The 14,651-nt window shown below is 54.8% G+C and carries 15 protein-coding genes and 1 pseudogene; 9 read left to right on the forward strand and 7 right to left on the reverse strand.

Annotation, left to right across the window (positions count from 1 at the left end):
• Positions 1 to 39: 39 nt before the first annotated feature.
• A complete protein-coding gene (locus C1J02_RS01745) occupies positions 40 to 1,437 on the reverse strand; it encodes an aspartate aminotransferase family protein (RefSeq protein WP_114876866.1) in 1,398 nt (465 codons plus the stop codon).
• A gap of 86 nt (positions 1,438 to 1,523) precedes the next feature.
• Positions 1,524 to 2,213, reverse strand: coding sequence for a GntR family transcriptional regulator (locus C1J02_RS01750; RefSeq protein ID WP_114876867.1), 690 nt, complete (start codon positions 2,211 to 2,213; stop codon positions 1,524 to 1,526).
• Positions 2,214 to 2,383: 170 nt separating this feature from the next.
• Here C1J02_RS01750 and C1J02_RS01755 point away from each other — a divergent pair, with 170 nt between their 5' ends.
• From C1J02_RS01755 to C1J02_RS01775, 5 genes are all read left to right on the forward strand, one after another.
• Positions 2,384 to 3,469 carry a polyamine ABC transporter substrate-binding protein gene (locus C1J02_RS01755; RefSeq protein ID WP_114876868.1) on the forward strand — a complete coding sequence of 362 codons (1,086 nt, stop codon included), beginning with the start codon at positions 2,384 to 2,386 and terminating at the stop codon, positions 3,467 to 3,469.
• A gap of 84 nt (positions 3,470 to 3,553) precedes the next feature.
• On the forward strand, positions 3,554 to 4,681 hold the full coding sequence (locus C1J02_RS01760) for an ABC transporter ATP-binding protein (protein WP_114876869.1): 1,128 nt from the start codon (positions 3,554 to 3,556) through the stop codon (positions 4,679 to 4,681).
• Positions 4,681 to 5,556: an ABC transporter permease subunit gene (locus tag C1J02_RS01765; protein ID WP_205389896.1), complete on the forward strand. Its 876-nt coding sequence runs from the start codon at positions 4,681 to 4,683 to the stop codon at positions 5,554 to 5,556. Before C1J02_RS01760 ends, C1J02_RS01765 begins: the two co-directional genes overlap by 1 nt.
• Positions 5,553 to 6,374 carry an ABC transporter permease gene (locus tag C1J02_RS01770; protein ID WP_114876870.1) on the forward strand — a complete coding sequence of 274 codons (822 nt, stop codon included), beginning with the start codon at positions 5,553 to 5,555 and terminating at the stop codon, positions 6,372 to 6,374. Before C1J02_RS01765 ends, C1J02_RS01770 begins: the two co-directional genes overlap by 4 nt.
• Positions 6,371 to 7,699 (forward strand): FAD-binding oxidoreductase, encoded by a 1,329-nt coding sequence (locus tag C1J02_RS01775; RefSeq protein ID WP_114876871.1) that lies wholly within the window; start codon positions 6,371 to 6,373, stop codon positions 7,697 to 7,699. Before C1J02_RS01770 ends, C1J02_RS01775 begins: the two co-directional genes overlap by 4 nt.
• Positions 7,700 to 7,748: 49 nt before the next feature.
• On the opposite strand, the gene C1J02_RS01780 is transcribed toward C1J02_RS01775, so the two are convergent.
• Both C1J02_RS01780 and C1J02_RS20760 read right to left on the reverse strand, forming a co-directional pair.
• Positions 7,749 to 8,414 carry a flagellar hook capping FlgD N-terminal domain-containing protein gene (locus C1J02_RS01780; RefSeq protein WP_114876872.1) on the reverse strand — a complete coding sequence of 222 codons (666 nt, stop codon included), beginning with the start codon at positions 8,412 to 8,414 and terminating at the stop codon, positions 7,749 to 7,751.
• A 12-nt stretch (positions 8,415 to 8,426) separates the two neighbouring features.
• A complete protein-coding gene (locus C1J02_RS20760; protein WP_162798204.1) occupies positions 8,427 to 9,251 on the reverse strand; it encodes a flagellar hook-length control protein FliK in 825 nt (274 codons plus the stop codon).
• 813 nt (positions 9,252 to 10,064) lie between these two features.
• On the opposite strand from C1J02_RS20760, the gene C1J02_RS01790 reads away from it, so the two are divergent.
• Together C1J02_RS01790 and C1J02_RS01795 are read left to right on the forward strand one after the other, a co-directional pair.
• The gene (locus tag C1J02_RS01790) at positions 10,065 to 10,346 is read left to right on the forward strand and encodes a rod-binding protein (protein ID WP_114876874.1); all 282 of its coding nucleotides are present in this window, start codon (positions 10,065 to 10,067) and stop codon (positions 10,344 to 10,346) included.
• Entirely contained in the window at positions 10,333 to 10,692 is a 360-nt protein-coding gene (locus C1J02_RS01795) for a flagellar biosynthesis protein FlgN (RefSeq protein WP_114876875.1), read from the forward strand. Before C1J02_RS01790 ends, C1J02_RS01795 begins: the two co-directional genes overlap by 14 nt.
• 186 nt (positions 10,693 to 10,878) lie before the next feature.
• Here C1J02_RS01795 and C1J02_RS21105 read toward each other — a convergent pair.
• A pseudogene (locus C1J02_RS21105) lies at positions 10,879 to 10,995 on the reverse strand (chemotaxis protein MotB); the annotation flags it as partial.
• A 144-nt stretch (positions 10,996 to 11,139) separates the two neighbouring features.
• On the opposite strand from C1J02_RS21105, the gene C1J02_RS01805 reads away from it, so the two are divergent.
• Positions 11,140 to 12,363 carry an MFS transporter gene (locus tag C1J02_RS01805; RefSeq protein WP_114876876.1) on the forward strand — a complete coding sequence of 408 codons (1,224 nt, stop codon included), beginning with the start codon at positions 11,140 to 11,142 and terminating at the stop codon, positions 12,361 to 12,363.
• Here C1J02_RS01805 and C1J02_RS01810 read toward each other — a convergent pair.
• Complete coding sequence (locus C1J02_RS01810; protein ID WP_114876877.1) at positions 12,351 to 13,250, reverse strand: rhodanese-related sulfurtransferase; 900 nt, start codon at positions 13,248 to 13,250, stop codon at positions 12,351 to 12,353. The genes C1J02_RS01805 and C1J02_RS01810 overlap by 13 nt on opposite strands.
• 90 nt (positions 13,251 to 13,340) lie before the next feature.
• Between C1J02_RS01810 and pncA the strand changes: the two genes are divergently transcribed.
• Positions 13,341 to 13,937, forward strand: a complete 597-nt coding sequence (gene pncA / locus C1J02_RS01815) for a bifunctional nicotinamidase/pyrazinamidase (protein WP_114876878.1) — start codon at positions 13,341 to 13,343, stop codon at positions 13,935 to 13,937.
• A 40-nt stretch (positions 13,938 to 13,977) separates the two neighbouring features.
• Here pncA and C1J02_RS01820 read toward each other — a convergent pair whose 3' ends face one another.
• Positions 13,978 to 14,628 carry a hypothetical protein gene (locus tag C1J02_RS01820; RefSeq protein ID WP_162798205.1) on the reverse strand — a complete coding sequence of 217 codons (651 nt, stop codon included), beginning with the start codon at positions 14,626 to 14,628 and terminating at the stop codon, positions 13,978 to 13,980.
• Between the last annotated feature and the right edge of the window lie 23 nt (positions 14,629 to 14,651).

The raw sequence follows: 14,651 nt of genomic DNA on the forward strand, positions 1-14,651 counted from the left end.
CGCGGCAGGACAATCACCCCGCCGCGCAGAGATAGGTGTTTATGATGCCGCCTTGAGCATGTCTTTTTCTTTCAGCGTGGCATAGGTCGCGTCCAGCGCGAGCTTTGCCCGTTTGCCGAATTCTTTAATCTCCTCAGGCGTGATCACAAGCGGAGGCGAGATGATCATGCGGTCGCCGACGTGGCGCATCACCAGATTGTTGGCAAAGCAATGTTCGCGGCACATGTATCCCACCGTGCCGCCATCACTGGCAAAAGACGCCCGGCTTTCCTTGTGCGGGGTCAGGGGGATGGAGGCCATCATGCCGGAGATATTGACGCCACCCACCAGCGGGTGATCGCCCAATTTTTGCAGCGCTTCATTCAACGCGGGACCAGCCACATTGCGCACGTGATCAAGGATGTTTTCCTCTTTCATGATGCGCAGGTTTTCCAGCGCCACAGCGGCACACACCGGATGCCCGGAATAGGTATAGCCGTGGTTGAACTCGCAGGCATCAATGACCTTTGCAATCTTGTCGCTGACAATAGAGCCACCGATTGGCGCATAGCCAGAGCTGAGACCCTTTGCGATGGTCATAATGTCAGGGGTGATGCCCATGGTCTGCGAGCCGAACCAGTTTCCCGTACGGCCAAAACCGCAGATAACTTCATCAGCAATCAACAGCACATCGTATTTGGTGCAGATGCGTTGAATCTCAGGCCAATAAGTGCTGGGCGGGATAATGACGCCACCTGCACCCTGCACAGGTTCACCGATAAAAGCCGCAACGTTCTCAGCACCCAATTCAAGGATTTTGGCTTCAAGTTCCTGCGCGCGGGCAAGGCCGAAGTCTTCTGGTGTTTGGGTGCCGCCTTCGGCCCACCAATCGGGCTGACCGATATGATGAATGCCGGGGATCGGCATGCCGCCCTGTTCGTGCATATAGGTCATGCCGCCCAAGCTGCCCGACCCCATGGAGGAGCCGTGATAGCCGTTTTTGCGGCTGATGATGTGGCTTTTTTCCGGCTGGCCCTTTTGCGCCCAATAGACGCGGACCATGCGCAGGTTGGTGTCGTTCGCTTCTGAGCCTGAGCCTGCAAAAAAGACGTGGTTCAAATCACCCGGAGCCAGATCGGCCAATTCCTTGGCCAGCGCGATGGCAGGGATATGGCTGGTCATGAAAAATGTATTGTAGAAGGGGAGCTCGTCCATCTGCCGCGCGGCGACCTTACCCATTTCGGAGCGGCCATAGCCAAGGTTCACACACCACAGACCCGCCATGGCATCGAGGATTTCGTTGCCCTCGCTGTCGGTCAGGTAAATTCCCTTGGCCCGGGTGATAACGCGCGCACCCTTTTCTGCCAGTTCATTATTTGTGGTAAAAGGATGCATGTGGTGGGCAGCATCCAGCGCCTGTAGTTCAGAAGTGGGCAGGTGGTTTGTAATGGCGGTCATGGCGCATACCTCATGGAAAGCGGCGAAAATCAATGACCGCAGAATATGATCAAATTATGCGAAGTCAAACCGAATCAATAGGCAGGTCAATCTGATTGCAGGGCCGCGCGGACCTGCCGGATGCCTTGTTCGACATCCTGTGCCATCGCCTCGGCTGCGGCTTCGGTGTTGCCGGCAGACAATGCATTGAGCAGATCCATATGTCTGTCGGGCAGATTGTTGGTGCCAAAGCGGCCGCACACGACCCGCAAAGAGGGTCCAAACCGAAGCCATAATTGGTCAACTGTCGCGGTCATGATCGCCGCATTTGCGCAGTCATAGATAAACGCATGAAACCGATAATTATGGGTAAGATAACCGCCGACATCGCCCTGCTCGATCGCCATATTCAGATCGTCATCACAGCTTCGAAGATGGGCAAGTTGAGCCGTGGTTATCCGATTTGCAGCGCGCCTTGTCAGCTCGGGTTCGAGCGCTTTCCTCATAAAACCAAGCTCTTCGACGCTTTCAGCAGTCAGAATAGGGACGCTGACCCGGCGATTGCCCTGATGGGTCAGCGCGCCCTCGGCGATCAGCCGACGAAGCGCTTCACGCACCGGTGTCATGCCCACACCCAGCTCTGAGGTCAGCCCTTGAATTGTGACCGCCTGTCCGGGTGCCAGATCACCAAAGAGGATCATCGCCCGCAGACGCTCGTAGACGTGCTGATGCACAGGTGCCTTTCCGGTATCCTCAGACGTGAAGGGATTCGTCGGAGCGATCAGTTCCTGGTTCATCATCAAACGCCTGCTTTATGGTCGATACCGGTTACCTTGCACCAACGTGCCGTGCATGAAAGCATAAATTATCTTGCCGTGAGAGGCAAAACTTGATCAAATTAGCCAAAGGCGGGGAAAAACCCTGTCTGTATCACGTCGGTATGACGTCTGTTAAACGGGAGTATTACATGAAACTTGGAATTTTGGGCAGCGTTGCTGCCACGGCCTTGCTTGCATCCACGGCGATTGCCGAAGAGGTGCGCGTCTACAACTGGTCTGACTATATTGACGAATCTCTGCTCGAAAAGTTTGAGACGGAAACCGGCATTGATCTGATCTATGACGTGTTTGACAGCAACGAGGTTCTGGAAACCAAGATGCTGGCCGGTGGGTCAGGCTATGACGTGGTTGTGCCATCGGGCACATTCTTACAGCGCCAGATCACGGCGGGCGCATTTCAGAAGCTGGACCAGTCCAAGCTGACCAACTCTGGCAACATGTGGGATGTGATCAACACCCGTGTGGCGAAATATGACCCCGACAACCAATATGCGATCAACTATATGTGGGGCACCACGGGCATTGGCGTGAACATCAACAAGGTCAAGGAAGTGCTGGGCGACGATGCGCCTGTTGGCTCATTGGCGTTGATTTTTGAACCAGAAAACATGGAAAAACTGTCTGCCTGCGGTGTGCATTTTCTTGATGCCCCGGCAGAGATCATTCCGGCGGCACTGGCCTATATGGGCGAAGACCCCGACAGCCAGGACCCCGATGTCATTGCAACGGTAGAGCCGACGCTGACAGCGGTGGCCCCGTTTGTGCAGAAATTCCACAGCTCTGAATACATCAATGCGCTGGCGAATGGCGACATCTGCGTGGCGTTCGGCTGGTCCGGCGACATCTTGCAGGCGCGTGACCGTGCGGCAGAAGCGGACAATGGTGTCGAAATTGAATTCAATGCACCCAGCGAAGGGGCGTTGATGTGGTTCGACAACATGGCGATCCCGGTGGATGCGCCAAACCCGGAGGGCGCGCATAAGTTCCTGAACTTTATCATGGACGCGCAGAACATGGCGGCGGCATCGAACTATGTCTATTACGCCAACGGCAATCTGGCCTCACAGGAGTTTCTGGAAGAAGACGTGATCGGTGATCCGGCGATTTATCCGACACCTGAAACACTTGAGAATCTCTACACCACGTCGCCTTATGGCCCCAAGGTGCAGCGGGTTGTGACGCGGCTTTGGACCAAGATCAAATCCGGTACCTGAAGTTTTCTGACAAAGGGCGAGGCAATATCAGCCTCGCCCTTTTTTGACTGCCAAGACCTCCCGAACAAATGAAAGAAGCACCCTGTGAGCCAGACCGTTTTTGCACCTTGGGATGATCCTAACGAAAAGCCACTGATCCGGTTTGAGAATGTCACCAAGAAATTTGGCGAGTTTGTCGCCATCGACGATCTCACGTTGGATATCTATGCCCAGGAATTTTTTGCGCTGCTGGGGCCATCAGGATGCGGCAAGACGACAATGATGCGCATGCTGGCCGGGTTTGAAAACCCGACAGAAGGCAAGATGGAATTGGCCGGACAAGACATCGCCGATGTGCCGCCCAACAAACGCGCCGTCAACATGATGTTTCAGTCTTATGCTTTGTTCCCGCATCTGAGCATTTGGGAAAACATCGCCTTTGGTCTCAAGCGTGACAAGCAAAGCAAAGATCAGATTGCGGCACGGGTTGATGAGATGCTCAAGCTCACCCGGCTGGAAAAATTTGCACAACGCAAACCACATCAGATATCGGGTGGTCAGCGGCAGCGTGTTGCATTGGCGCGGTCTTTGGCCAAGGCACCGAAACTACTTTTGCTGGACGAACCTCTGGGCGCGCTGGACAAGAAATTGCGCCAAGATACCCAGTTTGAGTTGATGGACATTCAGGAAACGACGGGCACCACATTCGTGATCGTAACCCACGATCAGGAAGAAGCAATGACCGTGGCATCCCGCGTGGCGGTGATGGACGAAGGCCGGATCATTCAGGTGTCCACCCCGGCGGCGATTTATGAATATCCAAATTCAGTTTATGTCGCGGATTTCATCGGCGAAGTGAACATCATTGAGGCCACAGCAAAAGCAGTGGGCAAAGATAAGTATCACCTCGACTGGGCTGAGGGGCAGGACCCGATCGTTGCAATGTCTGAGCACCCCTTCAGCGATGGGCAAAAGGCGCATCTTGCCATTCGACCCGAAAAGATTGGCATCAGCACTGAAAAACCCAAGGACGCGGCAAATGCGCTGCAGGGCAAGGTTCTGGACATCGCATATCTTGGCAACCTTTCGACCTATCATGTGGAACTGCCCGGTGGTCAGATCATCAAGGCGCAGACTGCAAACACCCGCCGTCTTGCACGGCGAGACATCACCTGGGAAGATCCCGTCTGGATTTCATGGAGCGCGACCGCCGGCGTGTTGTTGGCGCAATGATGCGGCGTTTTGCTCTGATTGCAGTTCCCTATGCATGGCTCCTGGTGCTGTTTCTGGTGCCGTTCATTATCGTTTTCAAAATCTCGCTGTCTGATACGGCACTGGCGATCCCGCCTTATACCCCAACCTTGCGCGACGGCTTGGGTGCCCTTCTGGCAGAATTGGATTTTGAGAATTTTGCCTTCATCGCGTCGGACGATCTGTATTGGAAAGCCTACCTCAGTTCCTTGCGCATTGCGGTGATATCAACGTTCTGCACGCTCTTGGTGGGGTATCCCATTGCTTACGGCATGGCCAAAGCGCCCGAAGAATGGCGGCCAACCTTGATGATGCTGGTGATCCTGCCGTTCTGGACCAGTTTTCTGATCCGGGTCTATGCATGGATGGGTATCCTCAGCACCGAAGGATTGCTGAACCAGTTTTTACTGTGGTTGGGTGTTATCGGCGAGCCTTTGACGATCCTGAACACAAATACAGCCGTCTATATTGGTATCGTTTATACCTATCTGCCGTTTATGATCCTGCCGATTTACGCAGCGCTCGACCGGTTGGATGAATCCCTGAACGAGGCGGCAGAGGACCTTGGCTGTTCGCGCACGCAGGCGTTTTGGCTGGTCACGATCCCCTTGTCCAAGAACGGTATCATTGCCGGGTGTTTCCTGGTCTTTATTCCGGCGCTGGGCGAATTTGTGATCCCCTCGTTGCTGGGCGGTTCCGGCACGCTGATGATCGGCAAGGTGCTGTGGGAAGAGTTCTTTAACAACCGAGACTGGCCCGTCGCGAGCGCGGTTGCGGTGATCTTGTTGTTGATCCTGATCATCCCGATTGTGCTGTTTCAGCGGAACCAGCAAAAGCAAGCGGAGGCAGAACAATGAAGCGTCTCAGCTGGTTCAATGTGACTTCTCTGACCCTGGGGTTTGCGTTTCTCTATATCCCGATGATCATTTTGATCATTTACAGCTTTAACGCAGGTAAATTGGTGACGGTCTGGGCCGGGTTTTCGACCAAATGGTATGGCACCCTGTTCCAGAATGAAGCGTTCATGAACGCTGCGTGGGTTACGATCAAAGTCGCTGTCATCTCATCCACCTTTGCCACAATCCTTGGCACGATGGCGGCCTATGTGTTGGTGCGTGGTGGACGTTTCATGGGACGCACGCTGTTTTCGGGCATGATATATGCGCCGCTGGTCATGCCCGAAGTGATAACCGGTCTGTCCTTGCTGCTCTTGTTCATTGGCATCGGGTTGGACCGTGGGGTGCTGACCATCGTTCTGGCGCATACCACGTTTTCGATGTGCTACGTTTCGGTTGTGGTGTCGTCGCGGCTGGTCACTTTTGACCGGTCTTTGGAAGAAGCAGCACTCGATCTGGGGTCGTCCCCCTGGGAGGCGTTCCGGTTGGTGACACTGCCCATCATCGCACCTGCGGTTATTTCCGGCTGGCTTCTGGCCTTTACACTCAGCCTTGATGATCTGGTGATCGCCTCGTTTACCTCAGGGCCATCCGCCACAACCTTGCCGATCAAAATATTCAGCGCGGTGCGTTTGGGTGTGTCGCCCGAGATCAATGCGTTGTCGACGATCATGATTGCGATTGTAACCATCGGCGTGATCAGCGCCTCTTTGGTCAGTAAACGCAATTCCCTGCGTGCCCAAAAAGATACGCAAGCGGCGGAACGCACTGCTGAATGAAGCGTATCTATCCGGACTTCGCCTATAGCGATGCGCCCCGTGCGGGATGCTGGTGGGATGAAACCTGCCAAGCGCCCGAGCGGCCTGCGTTGGCAGGTGATCACCGATGTGATGTGGCCATTGTCGGCGGTGGGTTTACGGGCGTTTCAGCGGCTCTGCATCTGGCAGAAGCAGGGGTTGCCGCAACTGTGCTAGAGAACCGCTATGTTGGATGGGGTGCGTCCGGACGTAACGGCGGGTTCTGCTGTCTGGGTGGCGGCATGCTGGACAACGCGGCATTGGACAAAAAGGTTGGTCGATCCGGGCGTGATCAATGGCGACAGACCGAACTTGCGGCGGTCAAACTGGTTGAGGACCTGATCACCCGGTTCAACTTTGATGTCGGTCGCCATTCTGACGGCGAAACCCAATTGGCACACCGTCCCAAAGATATGGAACAGATGCGCCGCAAGCTTGACTATTTTGCCGAGAATTACGGCGTAAAGGCGCGGCTGACAGAGCAGGCAGATCTAAAGTCCGAGGGCATGAACGCGGGTTTTTATGGCGCTCTGACTGTGCCCATTGGTTTTGGTCTTAACCCCCGCAAGTACCTCTTTGGATTGGCAGCGGCGGCGGAAAATGCGGGCGCGCAAATATTTCACGAAACACCTGTGAGCCGCATCACAAGGCATGCCGGAACGTTCCGCATCCAAACGCCAAATGGCACGGTGACCGCCGAAAAAGTCATTATCGCCACCAATGGGTATTCATCCGAAGACCTGCCGGAGTGGTTGGCCGCGCGCTATATGCCCACGCAATCCAGTATTATCGTTACGCGGCCCATGTCTCAGACCGAACTGGGCGCGCAGGGATGGACAAGCGGTCAGGCGTCCTATGATACGCGCCATCTGCTGCATTATTTTCGGCTGATGCCAGACAATCGCATGTTGTTTGGTGTCCGTGGAGGGCTGATGGCAAACGCTGCATCAGAGGCGCGCGCCATCAACCGCGCACGTACCGATTTTGAAGCGATGTTCCCCGCCTGGCGCAACGTTGAAACGCCGCATGCGTGGTCCGGTATGGTCTGTATCGCCCGAAACAGAATGCCGTTTGTTGGCGAAATACCGGGCGAGAATGGCATGTTCACCAGCCTTTGCTATCACGGAAATGGCGTTGCCATGGCCAGCTATTCCGGCGCACTGCTGGCGGATATCGTGCAAGAAAAAGAACCAACGAAAATCTATCCGGAAGTGGTGAAACGCCCGCTTGCGCGATTTGAGTTGGGGCGTTTTAGGCGCGCAATCATGCCTTTTGCCTATGCCGGTTTTGCGCTGTCTGATCGATGAGGCGGGAATAGAGCGGTTGTGGAAGTTGCAGAGCCCACTCGGTCAGAGTCTATCTAGCCTCCCGCAGGCCGTTAACATTGCCAGCCAATACCGCCGACCCTCCCTCTAGAATCAATATGGTTTCCCCGGCTTGGGTGCGCGCTTCGACGATGCGGGCATAGGTTTCGACCGGGTCAGACAACAGCAATTCACCTTTAGCGCGGCTTTCGACCACAAAGCTGTAAAGTCCGTCCTGAAACGGGGTGCCATCATCCGACACACCTGCCCATTCAATCGGGTCAGCAGAGACCGGGATGGCGCGGCGCTGCACTTCCTGTCCGTCACTGTCATAAACGACAAGAAACACTTCATCCGACGCGGCCGCAGGGTTCGGCTCCATCGCGATGGGGCTGCCGTCAAATTGAACGGGGGCAGTGGTGCGTGCCTCCATCCCGATCCAATTGGCCATTTGTGCCATGTTTCCCGATCCCAATTGCGCGGTGAGCGCAGACAACAGATCATTTGACAGCACCTGTTGTTCAACCATTGAAAACTGTGCCAGCTGGGCGGCGTATTCGGACGAATCCATAGGCTCAAGTGGGTTTTGGTGCCTTGCCTGCGCGGTGAGCATTTTCAGGAACGTTTCAAAATCTGATGCCAAAACGGCTTCGCTTGGTGCCGCGCCACTTTGCGTTGCACCTCTGTTGGCGGCAGCGGTTGTCGAAGAAATATCCATGGGTGCCCTTTCTTAAAGCCTCAGGTCAAGGCCAGTCACGGCCTCGGCAGAGAGATGGATGCGTGTGTTTTCGATAGCGTCGTGATCAGGATCGAGGGGCGTCGCCTGACCACTGTGATCTGTTGGATGATCAGCCTGCTCATCCGACATGTTCTGTTCTGCACCTGAGAACGAAAAACCAATGTCCTCGTATCCCAGCCTTTGAAATTCCTGAGCAAGCTGGTCGATATGGCGGCGCAGCAAATCAAGCGTTTCAGGACGTTCCGCCAGCACGTTCACGACAAGACCATGTTCCGAAGGAACAACGGAAAGCCGCACACGCCCCAATTCCTCTGGACTGAGGGTGATGTCAACGGGACGGGCAGGCAGGTGCTGTGCCACCTCGGCCAGTTGACGCGCGATGTGCGCGGGCATCTCGGGACGCAAGGCAACAGGCCCCTGCTGAGATATGGGGTCATGCGAAACTTCTGGAGAGAGCAGCAAAAATGGCTCTGTCACAAGCGTTTTTGAAAGGAGGTTTTGGTTCGGCACCGCTTGCCCCGCTACGGCACTCCAAGACATGCTTTGAATTGGGCCAGTTGGCATTGGTCTGGTCGAAGGTGAAGTGGCCCGATCCAGTGTTGGCCTCATGGTGGGGTCAAATCGTTCCGGAATTGGCATTTGCCCCTTGTGACCCATGCCCGACGCCCTGATCACCGCATCAGCCTGAGCGGTAGAAGAGGCCTTAAATACCTCAAAGGCTTTTGGTTCACCCGTCTGTGATTGCTGAACTGAAAACTCTGGCTTTGGTTTTCCTGCTAGGGTGGACGCAGCGTTCTCAAAGTTCTTGCCCGGCATTGGAACGATCATGCGCCCGAAGTTATGACTATCCCCTGTCGCCTTCTGGTCTGCTGCTGCAACAAACGGATGAGCAGCATTTGGTTGAGCGTGATCTTTTCCCCCATGGGTCACAGTTGAACTTGTTTGCGTGTTGAGGCCGAAATTATGGGATGCCTGTGCTTGAGTTTTGGATGCCACGGGCCCGTCAAAGTGATCTGGATTGGGGGAAGTTTTTGTCGGAGGAGCCGCTTGGGATTCGCCAGGTTTGGAAGCGGCGGTGCTTTGCGTGGCTTTCGCCAAATGACCATTTTCCAATGGCTGGGGCTTTCTGTGCCCTGAATTAGCAGTGCTGTTCACAGGATCCCTTGCAAACTGAGCAGAGTCTTGACCAGACAGCCCGTTCGCCAAGCTGGTCCGGTTTGCCAAAGTGTCTGATCCGTCCATATCTTGCTCATCCGCCGGAGCATCAGTGATGTCCGCCGGCTGATCAGCCTCCTCTTCAGGAACCGCCGGTGGGGCGTTGACCTGTGTATCACCAGATTTGACGTCATTCTCGATTTCAAAAATCTGTTGAAAGCTCGTGAATGTGTCATCCCCTCGTCCGGCAAGGTCTTCATTTGTGCGTTTTTGAGGCGGCAGCTGTTCGGTTCCGCCCATCGACGGTTTGCCAACCAGAGTACTCTGGTTGGGGAGCTGCGATAATAAAGGATGCATGGTCGACCTCCGGGAGTTCTTCTCCGATTTGGTCACTATGCGCTGACATCCTTACTGGTTGTTTACCGCTTTCAGCGCAGGATCGCAAAAATAGAACGCAATTTAAGGATCCGATGCATGACGCACATATTACCTGTGGGACCCGCAGCACCGCCTGTTGGCAAAGACAGGGCTTTGATGGAAGCCGCCCAAAAACTGGAGGCCACTTTTCTGGCTGAAATGCTGAAATCATCAGGGCTTGGTCAGGCGAGTGAGAGTTTTGGCGGCGGGGCCGGGGAAGATCAGTTCGCGTCATTTCTTGTTCAGGAACAAGCGATGCAAATGGTCAGGGCCGGAGGCATCGGGTTAAGCGAATCGATTTATGAAACTTTAAAGGAGCGGCAGAATGTCGGATTATAAATCAGAGTTGAACGTTGACGCGCTGGATGCGCTTCTTGAAGAAGAACGCACAGCATTACTGAGCGGTGCGCTGGACAAGCTGACGGACATGTTGCCACGCAAAGAGGCATTGATTGATGCACTGAACGGCGTTCCCCATGCGGACATTCCGACGCTTCAATCGCTCGATATTAAGGTCAAGCGAAACCAGTTGTTGCTCGATGGTGCCTTGGAAGGCATCAGAAACGTGGCCGAACGTCTGGCGACCTTGCGCCGCCTACGCGGATCGCTTGAAACCTATGGATCCGATGGAAAGAAGCGGAACATTGGCGTCGACACGGATCATTCTGTCGAGAAGCGCGCATGAGCGTTTGAATAAAAAGCTGCCTACTCAATCCGGGCGCATTTAGGGGGCGTTAAGGTAAAACCGGACATGGTGGCGATGCATCCGAGGTCGGGTGGCGCATCGTGATCAAACATAAGCGATTGCACAGGTCAGAACGACATTTCGTCCAACCCTGAATAGGGAGGGACAACAACGGACGCAAAGCGTCAATGACTGAAGGAACATGCTTATCGCGACTTTCCAGGCACCACCATGATGCCCACCGCCAGCGATGACCTTTTTACGTTTAATGATGACTGGTGCCAAATTGCTTTGCGCACCCATCTCCACCACCTTTATTCACCCAAGACCTTTCTAGGGCGCTAAGGTTTACCGCCTGCTTAACATATCCAAATGTCATTACTTCTTTTGTGTCCTTGTACTTGGGTTGGCTTTTGCAGCAGATGGATATCAAGGAGTAACGCCATCATGCAGCAACCTGTGACAGACAGTGGATATTCGTGGTTTCGGCTGTTGCTGACCCTGTTGGTTGCAACCGTGGCGAATGCCGGCATGTGGGCGATTATCGTTATCATGCCCGCGGTGGAGGCTGAGTTTGCGACCACCCGTGCGGACGCGGCACTGCCTTACACCCTGACAATGATCGGTTTCGCGCTGGGAAATTTTGTAATCGGACGGGCAGTGGACCGGTTTGGCGTCACGCTGTCGCTGATCTGTGCCGCATTGGCGATTGTTGCCGGTCTGGGCCTGGCCATTCTGTCGCATTCTATCGCCATGCTTTCCTTGGCGCAGTTGCTCGTTGGTTTCGCATCTGCCGTTGGGTTTGGTCCCTTGATTGCCGACATCTCTCATTGGTTTGTGCGCAGACGCGGGATCGCAGTGGCGCTTGTGGCAAGTGGGAATTACCTGTCCGGGGCGATCTGGCCAATGGTTCTGGCAGGCATCTTGCAAGACAGCGGTTGGCGCGCGGTCTATGCGGTCATGGCCGTTGTTACACTGGTCTGCGTGATCCCGCTGTCGCTGGCCCTGCGCCGGCAGGTGCCGGAAGATGCGCGCGACGCGGCGCAACTGGCGTCGTCCCTCAATGCACAATCGTCAGGCCTTAGCCCGCGTACGTTGCAATACCTTCTTGGCCTTGCTGGCATTGGATGCTGCGTCGCGATGTCGATGCCGCAAGTTCATATCGTATCGCTTTGCGTGGGCCTAGGTTTTGGTCCGGCAGTGGGCGCTCAGATGCTGTCATTGATGTTGCTCGGCGGTGTCGGGTCGCGCATCGTATCTGGTTTGCTGGCGGACCGGCTTGGCGGTGTGCGCACTTTGCTGATTGGCTCAATCCTGCAATGCATCGCATTATTCTTGTATCTACCGGCCGGCAGCATGGTTTCGCTATATATGGTCAGCCTAATCTTTGGCCTGAGCCAGGGGGGTATCGTGCCCAGCTATGCACTGATCGTCCGCGAATATATGCCCGCAAAAGAGGCCGGTGCACGGGTTGGTTTCGTATTGATGGCAACGATACTGGGCATGGCGCTGGGCGGTTGGATGTCGGGCCAGATTTACGATCTGACCGGGTCGTACCAATGGGCCTTCATAAACGGCATTGTCTGGAACGGGCTGAATATCGCAATCATGATCTGGCTGCTCAACCGCAGCCGTCCGCGCGCACCTCGCATGGCCGTTCAACCGCTCTGAGCGTGCTTGCGTGCCTTGGTCAGGGTGATCTGCTTTTGCCGCTCGCGAAACCGATCCTTATCCCAATCTGATGTTTCATCAAAACAATGGTGGCAACTGACACCAGCCTCAAATTCTGGTCGTTTGGTATCAGACGGCAAGATCGGTCTGCGACAGCCATGACACAGCTCATGTGGTCCTTCGACCAGGCCGTGCCCCACGCTCACCCGGTTGTCAAAGACAAAGCAATCTCCCTGCCATGTGCTTTGATCCTGCGGGACCTCTTCGAGGTATTTCAGGATGCCACCCTTTAGGTGAAACACATCCTCGACACCCTGGCCCAATAGATAGTTCGTCGATTTTTCGCACCTGATGCCGCCGGTGCAAAACATTGCGACCTTTTTGTTGTGGAACCGATGCTTGTTTGCTTCCCACCATGCAGGGAATGCGCTGAAGCTTTCTGTCTCAGGGTCGATAGCCCCGTCAAACGTGCCAATCGCAACTTCGTAGTCGTTGCGGGTGTCGATCACCGCCACGTCTGGGCTTGCGATCAGGGCGTTCCAGTCGCGCGGTTCAACATAGTTTCCAACCCGTGAAAGTGGATCAACATCGGGTTGGCCCATCGTGACAATCTCACGCTTTACCTTGACTTTCATCTTGCCAAAGGGGCGGTTTTTGCTGGTCGACGTCTTCCATTCCAGATCGGCACATCCGGGCAGGGCGCGCAGGTGGGCGATCACGGTTTCGATCCCGGCTTGCGGCCCAGCGATGGTCCCGTTCACCCCTTCATGGGCGAACAACAGCGTGCCTTGTACCTCCTGTGCGACGCAAAGGTCCAGCAGCGCAGGTTGCAGTGCGGCGGGGTCGTCAAACCGGGAAAAGTGATAAAGGGCAGCAATTGTGTACATGGGCGGGGAAATAAAGGGTGCAGGGTCTGTTGCGCAAGAGGGCAGTGGGTTAAAACCCGGACAAAGCACGTTTTGGTAAAAGGACATCCCATGCAGGCACTCATTGTTATCGACGTTCAGAATGATTTCTGCCCCGGTGGCGCGCTTGCCGTGCCACAAGGCGACGCAATCGTGCAGGGCATCAATACAATGATGGCTGACTTTGATGCCGTGATTCTGACCCAGGATTGGCATCCGGCGGGCCATTCCTCATTTGCGTCAGCGCATCAGGGCAGCGCGCCGTATGACATGATTGAAATGCCTTACGGTCCACAAGCTCTGTGGCCCGACCACTGTATCCAAGGCAGCATGGGAGCAAAGTTTCATATGGAACTACAACAAGACCGTGCCGATCTGATCATCCGAAAGGGGTATAACCCTGCCATCGACAGCTATTCCGCGTTTTTTGAGAATGATCACAAGACACCGACCGGATTAGAGGGATACCTGCGCACCCGCGGAATATCAAAGCTGACTATGGTTGGCCTCGCATTGGATTTCTGCGTGAACTATTCGGCTGTTGACGCAGCGAAACTGGAGTTTGATGTGACCGTTCAAAAGGGTCTGTGCCGGGCAATTGATCTGAACGGATCGTTGGGCGCCGCAGTCTCGGGCATGCAGGCGGCGGGGGTCAACATTGTCTCATAGCCGATGATGCAGCCTTTGCCGTGGTGACAAGAATGACGTCCTAAAGCCCATCCAAAATAGGCCGCCCTGCGGTTACCACGCCTTTCACAATCTTGATGTCCTTTGCCAGATTGGATCGGTCGCCAAACCGGTCATTGGACAGAATCTTCAATTCCTCTTGCTTGGCGAACTTGAGGATAAAGACATCGGCTTCGGTCCCGGCGGGGCAGACCATCACCTGTTTTTGGGGCAGGCCCAAAGCCAGGGCGAACCCTTTTTCTGTCAGTGACTTGTCTTTTAAATGGTGGCGTGACGAGGCATCTAGAAAGACAATGGGAGTGATATCGCGCTGCTTCAGATAGTCCACAACGCTCCGCAAAGTATCGAGTTGGGCGGTTTCTCCATCCCAGTACATCACGTTGGTGCCATCAATCACAATGCGACGCTTGGTTGATTTTGGCATGCTGTTTTTTGAGATGGGTTTTGGCCCGGTTTGCCGCGACCTGAGGATCGAAGCGATGGCCAAGGCAACAGCAACGGCGAGGGCCGATGCGACCCAGTAGGGGATCGTTTCGGCATCAATTGGCATTTTCGCGCTAAGATAGGCAACAGCCAAGGCTGTCAGGGCCAAAGACGCCCAATAGAAACGCATCAAAAAAGTGATGTACCCAACCAGAGCAAGGCCCAAAACAATTGCTGCCAAGACGCTCATTGGCTCCAAATTTATCTCCGCCA

This window comes from Sulfitobacter sp. SK011, from assembly GCF_003352065.1.
In the GTDB taxonomy this organism is placed as follows: domain Bacteria; phylum Pseudomonadota; class Alphaproteobacteria; order Rhodobacterales; family Rhodobacteraceae; genus Sulfitobacter.

Bases quoted from the DNA above. Each gene is read 5' to 3' on its own strand.
- C1J02_RS01790 (WP_114876874.1), top strand. From the start codon at position 10,065: ATGACGCACATATTACCTGTGGGACCCGCAGCACCGCCTGTTGGCAAA.
- C1J02_RS20760 (WP_162798204.1), bottom strand. From the start codon at position 9,251: ATGCCGGGCAAGAACTTTGAGAACGCTGCGTCCACCCTAGCAGGAAAA.
- C1J02_RS01745 (WP_114876866.1), bottom strand. From the start codon at position 1,437: ATGACCGCCATTACAAACCACCTGCCCACTTCTGAACTACAGGCGCTG.
- C1J02_RS01750 (WP_114876867.1), bottom strand. From the start codon at position 2,213: ATGAACCAGGAACTGATCGCTCCGACGAATCCCTTCACGTCTGAGGAT.
- C1J02_RS01820 (WP_162798205.1), bottom strand. From the start codon at position 14,628: ATGAGCGTCTTGGCAGCAATTGTTTTGGGCCTTGCTCTGGTTGGGTAC.
- C1J02_RS01805 (WP_114876876.1), top strand. From the start codon at position 11,140: ATGCAGCAACCTGTGACAGACAGTGGATATTCGTGGTTTCGGCTGTTG.
- C1J02_RS01810 (WP_114876877.1), bottom strand. From the start codon at position 13,250: ATGTACACAATTGCTGCCCTTTATCACTTTTCCCGGTTTGACGACCCC.
- C1J02_RS01780 (WP_114876872.1), bottom strand. From the start codon at position 8,414: ATGGATATTTCTTCGACAACCGCTGCCGCCAACAGAGGTGCAACGCAA.
- C1J02_RS01775 (WP_114876871.1), top strand. From the start codon at position 6,371: ATGAAGCGTATCTATCCGGACTTCGCCTATAGCGATGCGCCCCGTGCG.
- C1J02_RS01770 (WP_114876870.1), top strand. From the start codon at position 5,553: ATGAAGCGTCTCAGCTGGTTCAATGTGACTTCTCTGACCCTGGGGTTT.
- pncA (WP_114876878.1), top strand. From the start codon at position 13,341: ATGCAGGCACTCATTGTTATCGACGTTCAGAATGATTTCTGCCCCGGT.
- C1J02_RS01765 (WP_205389896.1), top strand. From the start codon at position 4,681: ATGCGGCGTTTTGCTCTGATTGCAGTTCCCTATGCATGGCTCCTGGTG.
- C1J02_RS01795 (WP_114876875.1), top strand. From the start codon at position 10,333: ATGTCGGATTATAAATCAGAGTTGAACGTTGACGCGCTGGATGCGCTT.
- C1J02_RS01755 (WP_114876868.1), top strand. From the start codon at position 2,384: ATGAAACTTGGAATTTTGGGCAGCGTTGCTGCCACGGCCTTGCTTGCA.